Origin of the sequence: Streptomyces sp. VNUA24 (genome assembly GCF_029167005.1) — a bacterium.
GTDB lineage: Bacteria > Actinomycetota > Actinomycetes > Streptomycetales > Streptomycetaceae > Streptomyces > Streptomyces scabiei.
In genome coordinates, this window is record NZ_CP119143.1 from 5,901,157 (window position 1) to 5,915,505 (window position 14,349).

General features: G+C 72.9%; 9 protein-coding genes. 3 read left to right on the forward strand and 6 right to left on the reverse strand.

Annotated elements, in window-relative coordinates:
* The first annotated feature begins 103 nt into the window (after positions 1 to 103).
* Positions 104 to 556 carry an ATP-binding protein gene (locus PYR72_RS25145; RefSeq protein WP_275457420.1) on the forward strand — a complete coding sequence of 151 codons (453 nt, stop codon included), beginning with the start codon at positions 104 to 106 and terminating at the stop codon, positions 554 to 556.
* A 30-nt stretch (positions 557 to 586) separates the two neighbouring features.
* On the opposite strand, the gene fxsT is transcribed toward PYR72_RS25145, so the two are convergent.
* From fxsT to fxsA, 4 genes are all read right to left on the reverse strand, one after another.
* On the reverse strand, positions 587 to 4,594 hold the full coding sequence (fxsT, locus tag PYR72_RS25150; protein WP_275457421.1) for an FxSxx-COOH system tetratricopeptide repeat protein: 4,008 nt from the start codon (positions 4,592 to 4,594) through the stop codon (positions 587 to 589).
* A 101-nt stretch (positions 4,595 to 4,695) separates the two neighbouring features.
* The gene (locus tag PYR72_RS25155; protein ID WP_275457422.1) at positions 4,696 to 5,946 is read right to left on the reverse strand and encodes a TIR-like protein FxsC; all 1,251 of its coding nucleotides are present in this window, start codon (positions 5,944 to 5,946) and stop codon (positions 4,696 to 4,698) included.
* 148 nt (positions 5,947 to 6,094) lie between these two features.
* On the reverse strand, positions 6,095 to 8,503 hold the full coding sequence (locus tag PYR72_RS25160; protein ID WP_275457423.1) for an FxsB family cyclophane-forming radical SAM/SPASM peptide maturase: 2,409 nt from the start codon (positions 8,501 to 8,503) through the stop codon (positions 6,095 to 6,097).
* A 34-nt stretch (positions 8,504 to 8,537) separates the two neighbouring features.
* Positions 8,538 to 8,735, reverse strand: coding sequence for an FxSxx-COOH cyclophane-containing RiPP peptide (gene fxsA / locus PYR72_RS25165; protein WP_013002318.1), 198 nt, complete (start codon positions 8,733 to 8,735; stop codon positions 8,538 to 8,540).
* 381 nt (positions 8,736 to 9,116) lie between these two features.
* On the opposite strand from fxsA, the gene PYR72_RS25170 reads away from it, so the two are divergent.
* Together PYR72_RS25170 and PYR72_RS25175 are read left to right on the forward strand one after the other, a co-directional pair.
* Positions 9,117 to 10,040, forward strand: coding sequence for an intradiol ring-cleavage dioxygenase (locus tag PYR72_RS25170; RefSeq protein ID WP_275457424.1), 924 nt, complete (start codon positions 9,117 to 9,119; stop codon positions 10,038 to 10,040).
* A gap of 8 nt (positions 10,041 to 10,048) precedes the next feature.
* The gene (locus PYR72_RS25175; protein WP_275457425.1) at positions 10,049 to 10,921 is read left to right on the forward strand and encodes a triphosphoribosyl-dephospho-CoA synthase; all 873 of its coding nucleotides are present in this window, start codon (positions 10,049 to 10,051) and stop codon (positions 10,919 to 10,921) included.
* A gap of 96 nt (positions 10,922 to 11,017) precedes the next feature.
* On the opposite strand, the gene PYR72_RS25180 is transcribed toward PYR72_RS25175, so the two are convergent.
* Positions 11,018 to 12,490, reverse strand: a complete 1,473-nt coding sequence (locus PYR72_RS25180; RefSeq protein ID WP_275457426.1) for an aminopeptidase P family protein — start codon at positions 12,488 to 12,490, stop codon at positions 11,018 to 11,020.
* Positions 12,491 to 12,650: 160 nt separating this feature from the next.
* Entirely contained in the window at positions 12,651 to 14,174 is a 1,524-nt protein-coding gene (locus PYR72_RS25185) for a PP2C family protein-serine/threonine phosphatase (RefSeq protein ID WP_275457427.1), read from the reverse strand.
* Positions 14,175 to 14,349: the final 175 nt, after the last annotated feature.

Consider the following 14,349-nt stretch of genomic DNA (forward strand, 5'->3'; position numbering starts at 1 on the left):
GCGCATCCGCCGTATGGGCGGACAGACCGCGTCGGGGCGATTGCGCGGTGCTCTCGGCGGCAATACGTAACGGTATGTCGAGCCGCGGCCGGGAGGCTGGAGCATGAGCATCTGGTGGTCACTCCATCTGCGGCGTGAGGCTGCGAGCGTGCCGCTCGCCCGGCGGCTGCTGATCGGCACGATGGAGACGGCGGGCGTGGACCCGGATGTCTCCTACGACCTCTCCGTCGCCCTCAGCGAGGCCTGCGCCAACGCCGTCGAGCACGGCGGCGGGCTCTCGGCCGGCGCCACCACCGAGGCGTACCGGGTCACCGCCTACCTCGACGGCGAGAAGTGCCGTATCGAGGTCGCGGACTCCGGCCCCGGCTTCCCGCACCGCCCGCCGGTCCGCCCGGCCCAGGCGCTCGCCGACGCCGAGAACGGCCGCGGACTGTGTCTCATCCGCGAACTGGCCGACCACGTCCACATCGGCAACAAACCGGATCACGGCGGCGCCGTCGTCAGCTTCGACAAGATCCTGAAGTGGCGCGAGGACGCCCCGCTGGTAGCGGTGTAGCGCACGCGCACGCCCCACCCCCCGCGGCCGTCAGATCTGGTGCGGCTCCAGGTCCCGTCCGACCCGCTGCCAGGACCGGACCAGCGTGGTGACCGGATGGGCCCGCCCCAGCAGATGGGTCAGCCGGGCCACCGCCCTCTCCTGGAGCTGTACGGCCTCCTCACTGCCGGTCTCCCGGAGGGTGACCGCCAGGTTGCCCATGCCGACCAGCACATCGGGGTGGTCCGGGCCGAACCGCCGGCGCAGTCCGTCCACGGCCCGGCGCTCCCAGTGCTCGGCCCGGTCGTGCAGCCCGCGGTCCCCGTAGGTGTTGGCCAGGTTGAGGCCGGCGGACAGGACGGACGGGTGGTCGTCCCCGAGGGTGGCGGCCAGACAGTCACGGGCGTGGCGGCTCAGCTCCTCGGCCGTCTCCGTGTTGCCGAGGGCCCGGTGGTACATGGCGAGGTTGTTGAAGCAGTACATGGTGAACGGGTGCTCGGCGCCGAACGAGTCCCGGTACCCGTCGAGCACCTCCTCGACCTGCCGGACCGCCCGCGCGGGACCGTCCTCGGCGTCCGTGGCGTAGTAGTCCGCGGCGAGGTTGAGCCCGCAGGCGAGGACCTCGGGGATCGTGCTGCCGTAGCGGTCGTGGTAGCGGGCGTACGTCTTCCAGGTCTCTTCCGTGATCCGCAGCGCCTCGGCGGTGCGGCCCGCCTTGCGCAGGGAGACGGCGAGGCTCTTGTCCGCCTGGAGCACCTCCGGCACCCCCGGGTTGAACACCTGCTCGAACCCCTCGCGGACCTCGCGCAGGAACTCGGCGGAGGTCCGGTAGTCGCCGAGGTCGCGCAGATCGCGGGCGTGGAGCCCCTTGGTGGCGAGGGTGTACGGGTGCGTGGGGCCCAGCAGCGCGGTGCGGCGGCGGACCGTGTCCTCGTCGAGCCGGCGGGCGGCCTCGCTGTCGCCGGCCAGCCGGAAGTCGATGGCGAGGTTGTTGGCGGCGGACAGGGTCCGCGGATGGTCCTCGCCGAAGACGGCCGCGAAGCCCTGGTGGATCCGGGTGTCCAGCTCCAAGGCCTCCTTGAAGCGGCCCAGCGCCCGGTAGTCGGCGGCGACGCTGCCGGACGCGATGAGGACGGTCGGATGGGCCTCGCCGAACAGCCGCCGCCTGCCGTCCCGGGTGCTCTCGTCCATGGCGACGGCGGCCTGGTAGTCACCCTGGGCCCGCAGCACGTTCGCGAGCTGGAAGCGCAGGTTGAGGATCTGCTCGTCGTCCCGGTCCCCGAACGCGTCGGTCCACAGCTCGTGCAGCGTGGTGGCCAGGGTCCGCGCGGCCTGCAGCTCGCCGCGCCTGCCCAGGTAGCGGACGCGGTCCACCATCAGCTGGCGGGGTTCGTCCTGAGTGCAGGAACGGATGTTCGACGGGGTCAGGTGGGGCCAGATCACCTCCAGACCGGGCCACTGCGCCGGATCGTCCACCGCGCCCTCGCTGGGCCGCGCGGCGGCGAGGATGCGGTGCACCTCGTGCATGGTCTCCAGGTGCCGCTGGTCGTCCAGGCTGTCGCGCACCGCCGCCTGCACCAGCCGGTGCACCTGGATCGAGTTGTCGGCCGAGTCGACCTTGGCGAGCGCGAGGCGGTTCAGGGCCTGGGTGACCCGGCCCAGCATGTAGCGCGCCCGCAGGTCACCGTCGTAGGGGAGGAGCGCGTCGATCATCGCGTCGCTGCTGATCAGGGACATCGAGATGGGCTCGGCGGCGAAGAAGGCGCACAGTTCGAGGAGCCGGGCGGCGGCCGGTGACTCCTCGCGCAGCCGGGCGATGGAGATGTTCCAGGTGGCGCCCACGGAGGACGGGTACTCGACCGCGTCCACGGCCTCCTGCACGGACAGCACCCGCGTGGACTGCTCCCTCAGCTGCTCGATGTACTCCTCCACCGGGGTGGCTGTCGTCTCCAGCCAGGCCGCCGCGACCTCCACCGCGAGCGGCAGGTCGCCCAGCGCGTCCGCGACCCGGTCCGCGTCGCCCTCGCGCAGTCCCGGCACCCGGCGGCACAGGTGCTCCACGCTCTCCTCGCGGGTGAAGACCTCCATCTCCAGGGACTGGACCGCGGTCGAGGCGGGCCGCGCGCGGGTGGTGACCAGGACGTGGCCGTAGACATGGCCGGGCAGCGGCGCGGAACGTTCCGGGAAGAGGTGCAGCGCCTTGTCCAGGTCGGGGACGTTGTCGAAGATCAGCAGCCACCGCTCGCACGGGTCCCCCTGCCGCAGCGCCGTCATGGCCGCCCCGGCCGCCTCGGCGACGTCGTCGCCGACGGGCAGGTCCAGTTCCTGGGCGAGCGCGGCCACCTTCGGCAGGACCAGGTCCGGCTGCTCGGCGTCGATCCACCACACCAGGTCGTAGTCCGCCTTGAACCGGTGCGCGTACTCCCGGGCCAGCTGTGACTTGCCCACCCCGCCCAGACCGTGCAGCACCTGCGGCAGCCGCTGTCCGGAGCGGCCGCTGACCAGGCGCTCCCGCAGCCGGTCCAGGATCGGCGAGCGGCCGGTGAACCACGGGTAGCGGGGCTGGACGTTGGAGATCCGGGTGCCGGTGCGGGGGAAGCGCGCGGTGCCTCCGGGCGGCGCGGGCCGGATGTCCGGGTGGTCGAGGCCGGTCAGCAGCGTGGTGTACGCCCGCTCCTCGTCCAGCCGGGTCAGGTCGATGGCGCCCCGGCCGGAGTGCGGCAGGCTGAGCCGGACGTCGTCGACGCGCACCGCCACCGGCCGGTTCCGGGGCTTGCGCCCCCCGGCGCGCACGGCGCCGTCCCAGGCCCGGCGGGCCCGCCGGGAGTTGAGGAACGCGGGGGAGACCACGGCGAGCAGCCGTTCGGAGTCGTCGTCGGTGTCCGTCTCCTCGGCGCCGGAGCCGTTGCCGGGGCGACCGTCGCCGCCGGGCAGCCCGTCGGCGTGCTGCGTCAGCTCCCGGACGTCCGTCGGCACCACCTCGAAGCCCGCGCCGCGCAGCACCGACTCCAGCCAGTCCACCCACATCCGGTCCTCGGAGACGTGGTAGAGCACCAGCCGGGAGACGGGCAGCGGCCGCCTGCGGGTGTACGCGGCCTTGTACCGGGCCCGCTTCTCCTCGCCGATCACGGGCAGCCGGGTGACCCTGCCCTCGGAGACGACGGCGGTGATCCGTTCGCAGGCGCTCAGCATGGAGTTGGCCGTCTTCGGCGGGTCGCCGAAGGCCGCGAGGATCTCCTCGTAGGCGTAGTACGGCTGGTAGAGGACCTCCATCGACGACCAGTAGTCGGTGAGCCGCTCGCCGTCCAGGCCGGCCGGCAGTCCGGCGAAGCGCTCCCGGGCCAGGGCGCGGCCCGCGTCGAGCTTGTCCTTCTCGCCGAGGTCGATGCGCATGGCGAGGGGCAGGATGCGGATGCCCTTGTGGCCGAACCGCTCCCTGACGCTCTGCGCGACGGCCGCGGCGCCCTCGATGCTCTGGCCGCTGAGGGTGTAGCAGACGACCAGGGTGTTGGGCATCTGCACGGTGCAGACGTCGGCGAGGTCGCTGAGGCCGGTACGGCTGTCGATCAGCGTGTAGTCGTAGTGGCGCCGCATGTCCGCGCGCATCGCCTCGAAGAACCGGCCCCCGCCGTAACTGGCGTAGAAGAGGTCCCAGTCCATGTTGCCGATCATCGGGTAGTCGTCGTGGCGGCGGCCGGCGGACAGGAAGTCCAGGCTGCCGCCGTCGGGGAACGACCAGTCGAGGGTCAGGGCGTGCGGGCGGACGCGGGCGTACCGGCGGTGCCAGTCCGGGGCGCGGCCGGGCAGGTCGCGCAGCGCCTCGCGGCGGTAGTCGCCGATGAGGTTGCTCAGTCCGGGGGTCGCCCGGAGCATCGCGGGGTTCAGGAAGGGGTGGAAGAACTTGTGCAGGCCGGGGGCCTCCAGGTCCCAGTCGACGGCCAGGACGCGGTGTCCGCCGGCGGCCAGGATCCACGCCACGTTCGCGAGCGTCATCGTCCGCCCGGTGCCGCCCTTGTACGAGTAGAACGTGATCACCGTGCCGTTGCGGTTCTCCGTCATGGCCGCCGTCCTCCGCCCTGTCCGCCCCGCCCTGTCCGCCCCGCCCTTTGCCGTGCTCCCGTGCTCCCGTGTTTCCGTGCGTCCCCGTGGCACCGGCCGCGCTAGCCGCCCAGGTCCCCCGGGCCCCGCAGCCGCGGGGGCGGCATGCGGGGTCCCGCCGGCGGAAAGGTCCGCGCGTGCGCCTCGTAGGAGGCGACGGCCTGCTTCACGGCCGTCTGCAGTTCGTTGCCGAAGGCGTCCAGGGTGCGGATGCCGCCGTTGAGGGTGCGGTGCCCGCTGCCCTCGGTCATACGGGCGGCCAGGGCCCGCTCGGTGAGCGCCGTCAGCCTCTTCTCCCGGGCCGGACCGGCGTCGTCCTCGCACCTGGGGATCATCACGCTGATCCACGGCCGCTGTTCCTCGCACAGGCGTTCCAGCAGCTCCCGGCCCTTCGCGGAGCCCAGCGCCCACCGGTCGAGCAGCAGCAGTCCCGGTGCCCGGGGCGGGCCGGGCCCGAGCAGCCGGTCGGCGTCCTTCTCGAAGTCCCCGATGTTCACCTTGTAGTCCATGGTGCGCACCAGGTCGGCGGCGTGTTCGCCGAGCGGCCGGGCCGACGCCGGGTGGTACGGGTTCCAGTCCCGCGGCAGCGGGCCGTAGCAGTCGGGTTCACGGCCCGGGGGCAGGTCGGAGCGCGTGCACGCCAGGACCGTGATGTCGAACTCCGGGGGATGCCCCGAGGCGCCGAACGCGCTGGGCAGCGACTCGTACTCGTCGTACATCCGCCCCTCGTCCAGCTCGGTCACCCGGGCCACGTGCACGATCTGCTTCGCCAGCCGGTACAGCGCCCGCTCGTACTCGTCCCGCAGGTACCGGAGTTTGGTCAGCCCGTAGAACCCCTCCTCCGCGTAGTCCTGGCCGAAGGACACGTGGTTGAACTGCAGGTCCCTGGCCGCGTACGGCAGTTGCACGGGTTCCACGGGCACCCATAACGCGGGGATGATCGCGTGCTCCCGCGCGGCCCCGCCGCGTGCCCGGTGGCTGATCTGGCGCTGGGAGAAGGCCCACCACTCCCGTCCGCACTGTTCGCTGATGAAGTAGCGCGGCGAGTACAGCGGCACGAACACCTTGCAGCGCGCGAGGTTCTCCGACAGCTCGTCCGTCCAGCGGGTGCCGACCGCCATGCCCTGGTCGAGGAACCCGGCCCGTGCGCCGCGCGGCAGATCGGTCATCTGCATGATGTGCGCGCACAGCCCGTCGTACAGCTTTTTCACCCAGATGTTCGGATCGGTGTCACCGGCGTCGTTGCGCGGGGTGTGCGCATAACTCAGGAAGAAATAGGGGCTTCCCCCGCCGCCTGCCGCATCTCCTCGCACCCGTGACCCCCGATGCCCGCTGACTTTCCTCAGTGTAGGAAGCGGGCAGGGGCACGTGGAATATGACGAACGGGCCCAATGTCCCTGCTTCAGGCGGGAATTGCCGGATGCTCGAACACGTGGGCGGAGCAGGAGACACTCCACTCCCCTACGGCAGAACGGTCCGCCGGTGCTCCTGCGCCACCCGCCGGGCCGCACGCCGCGCGTCCGCGCTCACCTCGTCCCCCGCCAGCGCCCGCCCCAGCCCCGCGACGAACCGTTCCCCGGTCTGCGTCAGCGCCCCCGACGCCGCCAGGGTGTCCACCGCCTCGGCCGTCTGGTCCCGCCACCGGGAGAACCGGGTCTCGGCCGGCCGCCCGCCCCCGCTCCGCCACCGGGCCAGCCAGAAGTCGACCACCGCGAGATGGGCGTACGTCCCCTGCAGCAGCCCCTCCAGGGGGCGCGGGTCGGGGCGCCAGGGCGCGTAGAACAGCCGCTCGCACGCCGGGTCGTACAGGTCCGTCAGGTCCAGGACCGCGCCCAGCTTCACATGCTGGAACTCGTGGACGAGGAGCAGCGCCAGCGTCTCCGGCGCGTCGGGCCGCGCGACGGCCACGGCCCCGAAGGCGTCGCGGGCCGCCGAGCTGAGGTCGGCGCCCCCGGGGGAGGGCAGCAGCGGGGTGACCACCCGGAGCCCCGCGGCGATACCCGGCGCGTAGAGGGGCAGTTCGCGGCGGATCCAGGCCCAGGCCCCGGCCAGGCCGTCCCGCCACGCCTCGGCCTCCCCCTCGCCGAGCCGGGGGTGCGCCGGATGCCCGTGGCAGGCCCGCCAGGGGTCGGTGTCCTCCAGGGTCACCGACCAGCCGTCCAGTTCGAACCGCCTGCTCCCCCGCCAGGCCGGTTCCTCCGGTCCGTTGCGGGCCACGGTGTACGTCCGCCCGGCCGCCCGGACCGTGAAGCCGCCGGTGTCCGTGCGCACCACGGCCTTCTCGGCGCCCGGCTCCACCGTCAGCGTCCCGAGCGAGGGCAGCCGCAGCAGCCCGTCGCGGACCGGGACGACGACCGCCGCCGGGCGCCCGGCGCGCACCGCCGCGGCGGCGGCGATCTCCGCGATGCCGCGAACGGCCGTCGCGACCGGCTCCGCCGGTCCCGGCCCCGGACCGGCCCCGAGGGAGCCGAGCGCCCAGGGCCGTACGTAGGGGTGGGCGAGGACCGTGTCCACGGCCTCGGGGGCTTCGCCGTCGAGCGCGGCCAGGGTGTCCCATGCCTCCTCCGCGCCCTCGGTGTCCTCGCCCGCCGGTGCGTGCGCCGACGCGTGCCGTACCCGGCCCAGCAGTTCGCGGCCCAGGGCCAGCTGGTGACGGGCCAGCAGGTCCACGGTCGTGTCCGTGCCGCCGCCCGCGGCCAGTTCGTCGAGGACGGCCTCGCCGAGCACGGGGGGTGCGGACTGGTCGCTCATGTGACGGTCCCGGAGGTCGGTGATGAGGGACAGCAGGTCGGAGCAGTACACGGAGGGGTTGCGGAACCCGCTGCCGTCGGCCCGGTAGCGGTGGGCGTAGAGGCCGCCGCCGCAGGAGCGCACCACCGGACAGGAACGGCATTGCTCCGCCAGCCCGTCGAGGCCCTGCTGCCGGGCCACGATCCCGGGATGCGCGGCGACCTCGTCCAGGGAGTGGGAGAACACGTCCAGGCCGGTCGCGGGGGCCCCGTCGTGGGCGGTCTTCAGGGAGTCGGCCTGTTCGAAGGTCCCGTCGGTCTCGATCACGGCGAGGTCGGCCGGGTCCAGGCCCAGCGACTCGGTGAGGCTGCTCCCGCCGCGCAGGGTCCGCAGGACCGAGTCGAAGACCCGGACCTCCATGGCCCGTCCGGTCGCGGTCCAGCGGTCGTGGACGGCCAGCAGCCAGCGCGCGTACGCGGTGCCGTCGACGTCGTCCGCGGGGCGCGACGGAGGGTTTTCCCAGGTGGCGTGCGGGAGGAGGAAGTCGACGCGGGGCGGGGCGAGTTCGGCGAGCGCGTCGTGGACGGCGACCGGGTCGTTGCGCAGGTCGATCGTGCAGAGGATGCCGGCGAAGAGGTGCCGGTGGCGGGGCCGGCCGAGCAGTTCGACGGCCCGGAGGACCCGGTCGTGGCTGCTGCGGCCGTCGGCGTAGCGCCGGTGCAGGTCGTTGGCGGCCCGGTCGCCGTCCAGCGAGACGCCGACCTGGATGCCGAACTCGTCGAACAGCTCCAGGAACCGCTCGTCGAGCGTGACGGCGTTGGTGTGGATCCGCAGATCCAGTGCGCACACGCCGTCGAGCGCGGCGCGCAGTTCGGTGGCGGCCGCGCGCAGCCGGGCGCGGCCCGCGAGGAGGGGTTCGCCGCCGTGCAGCACGACGTGGACGGCGGTGAGCCCGTGGTTCTTCGCGTGCTCGGCGATGCGTTCCGCCGTGGCGCGCAGGACGCGGCCCGACATCACCCGGGGCCGACCGCGCCAGCTCTGGTCCGCATGCTCGTAGACGTAGCAGTGGTCGCACGCGAGATCGCAGCGACTGTGCATCTTCAGCACGAACTGGCGCAGAGGCAGGGGCGGTCGGTCCATGACGGTCACAGGGGTGCGGCCGGTACGGGCGGTGTCAGACGGAGGACTGGAAGGCCGCCACCGCGACCCGTCCCGGACCTGTCCGTTCGACGCCGTTCGACACGGCACGGGTCAGAGCGGGCGACTGCGCGCCCTTGCTCCGCGCCGCCAACTGCACCAAGGACACCCGCTCCGGACCGACGGCGGCCGTGGATCCCGACTCTTCGGCCGTGGGGTCGAGGGATGCGTTCATGAAGACCTCATCAATCTGTGCGTGGAAACCGACGGGTTGCGGTCTTGCGGCTCGATGAAGCGGTTGCCGACAGGAATTTCTCACTCGAACGTCGGCAGCAGAAGAAGTTGGCGTCCGGTCGGACCGGCGGCGCCGAATATCCGGTCGGCTGCTGGTCGCGACCAGAACATAGCCGACGCCGAGGAGTGCTTCGAACGGCAACACAAGCCTCGTCCGTATGAGGGACGGCAAACGTGAGAACCGTCTCATCCGCCGGATCCGGCGCGGGCGGGGCGGCCGGACGGTCTCGTTCCGGGGCGCACCGCGGGCCTCCCGGCACTCTCAGCCCGCGCACAGCCGGACCTCAGCCCCCTGACGGGGTGCGTCCCTAACGTCACCGCCATGACGGGAAACCACACACGCAGGACGATCACCCGGCGCCGCGCCCTCGCGGTCACCGGAGGCACGGTCGCCGCCGGAGGGCTGGTGGCCGCCGGCTACCGCTCGGCGTTCGCGGACGAGAACACGAGCGGCACCGGGGCGACCGCCACCGCGTCCGCGACCACCGCCGACAGCACGTGCATGACGCTGATGTCCAGCGTCACCGAGGGCCCCTACTACCTGGACGGCGCCCTCGTCCGCAAGGACATCACCGAAGGCAAGAGCGGTGTTCCCCTGACGCTGCGCCTCACGGTGGTGGACGCCACCGACGGCTGCACCCCGGTCCCCGGCGCGGCGGTGGAGATCTGGCACTGCGACGCCTGGGGCTACTACTCCGGCTACACCACCGCGAATCCCGGCGGCTCGGCACCCGCCGAGAGCGAGGACGGTTCGACCGCCGACGACGCCACGTATCTGCGCGGCTATCAGATCGCCAACGCGAACGGGGTCGTCAAGTTCGAGACGATCTTCCCCGGTTGGTACACCCCGCGCACCTGCCACATCCATGTGAAGGTGCACACCGGCGGCGAGAAGGAGGACGGCACCTACGAGGGCGGCAAGGTCAACCACACGGGCCAGTTCTTCTTCGACGACGAGATCGCCCAGCAGGTCTTCACCCTGGAGCCGTACTCCCGGCACAGCGGCAGCTACACCACCCTCGACGACGACATGGTCTACGACGGAAGCGGCGCCGCCGGCGGCCTGCTCACCCTCGAAGCGGTGAAGAAGGCGAATCCCGCCCGCGGTTACAAGGGCTTCCTCACCCTCGGCATCGACCCCGACGCCGAGAACACCGGCGCCGGCGGCGGTGGCGGCGAGGGCGGTGCGCCTCCGTCCGGCGAGCCCCCGGCGGACGGGGCCACCGGCTCCGAGTCGGCCTCGTAGGGACGCGCGTGAGCAGCCGCGAGGACGAGACGCTGGCCCGGGGCGCGGTGGCCGCCCTCACCCGGCAGCTGGAACTGACACCCAAGCCCGGTCTGCCCGACCCGCGCGACCTCGGCGTCCGCGTGACCCGCCAGGACCACCGCGCCCTGCGCTGGTCGGCGAAGGCGCTGCTGCCCGGGCTCACCGCGATGGCGGCCTGTGCCCGCCGCAACGGCGCCCCGACCCCGGGACTCCGGGCCGAACTCGGTGCGATCGGGCGCTGCACCGAACACTCGACGCGTCTCGCCGGCGGCGGGCACCGCGGCGCCACCTGGGTGCTGGGTCTGCTGGTCGCCGCGGCGGCCCTGGAGCCGGGCGCGCGCGGGCGTGAACTCACCGCCGCCGCCAAGAAGATCGCCGCGTACCCCGACCGGCGCGCGCCCCGGCGCCCTTCGCACGGCTCCTCGGTCTCCGCCCAGTACGGCGCGCCCGGCGCCCGGGGCGAGGCCCGCGCCGGATTCCCCCATGTGCGGCGGGCGTTGGACGTCCTGGCCGCGGCCCGCCGCGCGGGAACACCGGAGGGGGACGCCCGTCTCGACGCGCTCCTCACGGTGATGTCCACGCTCCAGGACACCGAACTGCTGTACTGCGCCGGGCCGCACGGGCTGCGGCGGGTGCAGGCCGGGGCGCGGGCGGTGATCGAGGCGGGGGGTACGACGACGGCCGCGGGGCGGGAGGCGCTGACCACGCTCGACACGGACCTCCGGGAGCGGGGGTGGAGTCCCCGTGGGAGCGGCTCGCTGCTGGCCGGCGCGCTGTTCGTGGACGCGCTGCCCGTCACTGCCGCGAGGTCGGCCGCGCAGTTCCCCGCGCCCCTGAAAGCCCAGGCCCTGCGGGCCTGAAAAGCAGGGGGCGCAGCCCCTGCTTTTCAGGGGCGCGGGGAACTGCGCGACCAGCCCCCACTCACCCGCGGACGAAACGAGACGACCCCCGGCCCCTCAGCTCCGCAGCGAGGCCATCCACAGCTCAACCTCAGCGGAGCGCCGCGGCAGACCCGCGCTGAGGTTGCGGTTGCCCTCCTCCGTCACCAGGATGTCGTCCTCGATCCGGACGCCGATGCCCCGGTACTCCTCGGGCACGGTGAGGTCGTCCGCCTGGAAGTACAGGCCGGGCTCGACCGTGAGCACCATCCCCGGCTCCAGCGTCCCGTCGACATAGGACTCCACGCGCGCGGCGGCGCAGTCGTGGACGTCCATGCCGAGCATGTGACCCGTGCCGTGCAGGGTCCAGCGGCGCTGGAGACCCAGCTCCAGGACCCGCTCCACGGGCCCCTCGACGAGCCCCCACGCCACCAGCCGCTCGGCCAGCACATGCTGCGCGGCGTCATGGAAGTCGCGGTACTTGCCGCCGGGCCGGACGGCGGCGATACCGGCCTCCTGCGCGTCGTACACGGCGTCGTAGATCTTCTTCTGGATCTCGCTGAACGTGCCGCTGATCGGCAGGGTCCGGGTCACGTCGGCCGTGTAGTACGTGTGCGTCTCGACGCCCGCGTCCAGCAGGAGCAGGTCGCCGGAGCGCACCGGGCCGTCGTTGCGGACCCAGTGCAGCGTCGTGGCGTGCGGGCCGGCGGCGCAGATGGAGCCGTAGCCGACATCGTTGCCCTCGACGCGGGCGCGCAGGAAGAAGGTGCCCTCGATGTACCGCTCCGAGGTGGCCTCGGCCTTGTCCAGCACCCGGACGACGTCCTCGAAGCCGCGCACGGTCGAGTCGACCGCCTTCTGCAGCTCGCCGATCTCGAACGCGTCCTTGACCAGCCGCGCCTCGGAGAGGAAGACCCGCAGCTCGTCGTCGCGCTCGGCGGTGACCTTGTCGTGGAGCGCCGCCTCGATGCCGGCGTCGTACCCGCGGACGACCCGCACCGGGCCGGTGGCCTCGCGCAGCCGGTCGGCGAGTTCGCGCACGTCGCTCGCGGGGATGCCGTACAGCTCGGCCGACTCGGTCAGCGAGTGCCGCCGCCCGACCCACAGCTCGCCCTGGCCGGAGAGCCAGAACTCGCCGTTCTCCCGGTCGGAGCGGGGCAGGAGGTAGATCGTCGCCTCATGGCCCTCGGCGCCCGTGGGCTCCAGGACGAGGACGCCGTCCTCGGTCTGGTTGCCGGTGAGGTAGGCGTACTCGACCGATGCCCGGAAGGGGTACTCGGTGTCGTTCGAGCGGGTCTTGAGGTTGCCCGAGGGGATCACCAGGCGGTCGCCGGGGAAGCGCGCGGAGAGCGCGGCACGGCGGGCGGCGGTCTGAGCGGCCTGGGCGATCGGCTCCAGGCCGTGCAGCTCGGTGTCGGCCCAGCCCGACTTCATGTTCTCGGCCAGCTCGTCGGACACGCCCGGGTACAGGCCGTTCTTGCGCTGCTTGATCGGCTCCTCGGCCTCGGTCGCCTCGGTCTCCGGGGTCGCCGGCTCGAGCTCGTCCGCCACGGTCATCCTCCTAGGTACGGCACTGGACCGCGTCCATCGTACGGTCGCACCGCCGGGGACCCGGGGCGGTCGGGACACCTCTCACCAGGGGTCACCGGCCCCTCACGGCAAGCAGCCGGGAGGGAGCGGTGAGCCGCACCCGAACGAGGGGCCGCCGGGTCTACTCGAACCGTGCCGCCAGCAGCACCACGTCCTCGGTGCCGTCGGCCGCGTCGAGCCGCTCCGGCAGCACGGTGCGCAGGACGTGGTCGGCGATGGCGCCCGGGTCGGTGCGCAGGGCCCGGGGGACACCGGCCGCGGCCGCGTGCAGCCGGGCGAAGGCGCGGTCGACGGGTTCACCGGTGCGCTGGAGGAGGCCGTCGGTGTACAGCAGGACGGTTTCTCCTGAATGGGCGGTCAGCTCCACGCTCGGCGCCTCCCAGCAGGCGAGCATGCCGAGCGGCGCCGACAGGGAGGTCTCCACGAACTCGGTACGCCGTTCGCCGATCACCAGCGGCGGGCTGTGCCCCGCCCCGGCGAGCGTGATCTTGCGCAGCGCGGGCTCCACGTAGGCGAAGAGCGCGGTGGCGGAGCGGGCCGGCTCCGTCAGGCGCAGCAGCAGCTCCAGGTCGGACAGGACGGCGACGGGGTCCTCGCCCTCCATCACGGCGTACGCCCGCAGCGAGGCCCGCAGCCGCCCCATCGCGGCGATCGCGCTGGGCCCCGATCCCGTGACCGAGCCGACCGCGAGGCCGAGCGCGGCGTCGGGCAGCGGCAGCGCGTCGTACCAGTCGCCGCCGCCGCGCGGTCCGGTGCGGTGCCGGGCGGCGAGCTGGACGCCGGCGACCCGGGGCAGCCGGGAGGGCAGCAGTTCCTCGGCGATGGTCGCCATGGAGGCGCGCGTGCGTTCGACCTCGGCGAGCCGGGCCAGGTGCTCGGCGGCGTAGCGCGTGTAGAGCCCGACGAGGTGCCGCTGCCGCTCGACCGGCTCCGCGGGCTCGTCGTAGAGCCAGACCGCGGCGCCGAGTCGGCCGGCGCTCTCGGTGGACAGGGGGAGCGCGTAGCTCGCCGCGTAGCCGAGCCGGGCGGCGACCTCGCGGTGGCGGGGGTCGAGTCCGTCCTCGGCGAACAGGTCGGGCTGGGCGATCTCGCCGTCACCGCCCGGCAGTCCGTCGAGGATGCGGCCGTACGCCAGGGAACTGCGCGGCACGGTCTCGATGTGCCCGAGGTCGGCGCGGCCGAGACCGAGCCCGACGGTGGTGTCCGGGCCGAGTCCGCCGGCCGGTTCCAGGACGAGGAGACCGCGCCGGGCGCCGACCAGGGCGGCTCCGGCGCGCAGGGTCTCCTCCAGCGCGCTGTCGAGTGAGTCCGTGCGGGTCAGGCGTTCGGTGAGTTCGTGCAGCGTCGTGAGATCCGAGACCCAGCCCGCGAGTCTGTCCTGCAGAACGGCCCCGGGAGCGGTGCCCGGTCCTGTGGCGGAAGGGGCCGGTGGGGAATCAGGGGCGGCGGGCGCGGGCGCGACAGTGTGTGCGGGGGAGGGAACCGTTGAATCGATTCCAGCCACTTTCGGAGGGTGAGGGGCGTTCATGGTGTCCGGCTTTCCGACCGGTGCGTATTGCTCAAAAGCATCGCAAACCCCCATGTCATTCTGCGCCGCTAGCAGTCTCTCCACATGTACACGCACTCGTGAGGGGATGTCCAGCATTGTCCTGCTGGGACATCTGGTGTCCGTGAGGCGCTGTTGGACATCTGTCAACCCCTTGTCCATTCCTACGGGTAAAGGAAAGTTGGCCGAAAAGTGTTGTGGTGAACGGTGTATTGAGGTCGACTGGCCTTGTTCAACAGAGCGTCACAGCGGTCGTGATGGGTACGTACTCGGT

Excerpts from the sequence above, each read along its gene's own strand:
- PYR72_RS25160 (WP_275457423.1), bottom strand. The coding sequence starts at position 8,503 with ATGGACCGACCGCCCCTGCCTCTGCGCCAGTTCGTGCTGAAGATGCAC.
- fxsA (WP_013002318.1), bottom strand. The coding sequence starts at position 8,735 with ATGAACGCATCCCTCGACCCCACGGCCGAAGAGTCGGGATCCACGGCC.
- PYR72_RS25170 (WP_275457424.1), top strand. The coding sequence starts at position 9,117 with ATGACGGGAAACCACACACGCAGGACGATCACCCGGCGCCGCGCCCTC.
- PYR72_RS25145 (WP_275457420.1), top strand. The coding sequence starts at position 104 with ATGAGCATCTGGTGGTCACTCCATCTGCGGCGTGAGGCTGCGAGCGTG.
- PYR72_RS25185 (WP_275457427.1), bottom strand. The coding sequence starts at position 14,174 with ATGCTGGACATCCCCTCACGAGTGCGTGTACATGTGGAGAGACTGCTA.
- fxsT (WP_275457421.1), bottom strand. The coding sequence starts at position 4,594 with ATGACGGAGAACCGCAACGGCACGGTGATCACGTTCTACTCGTACAAG.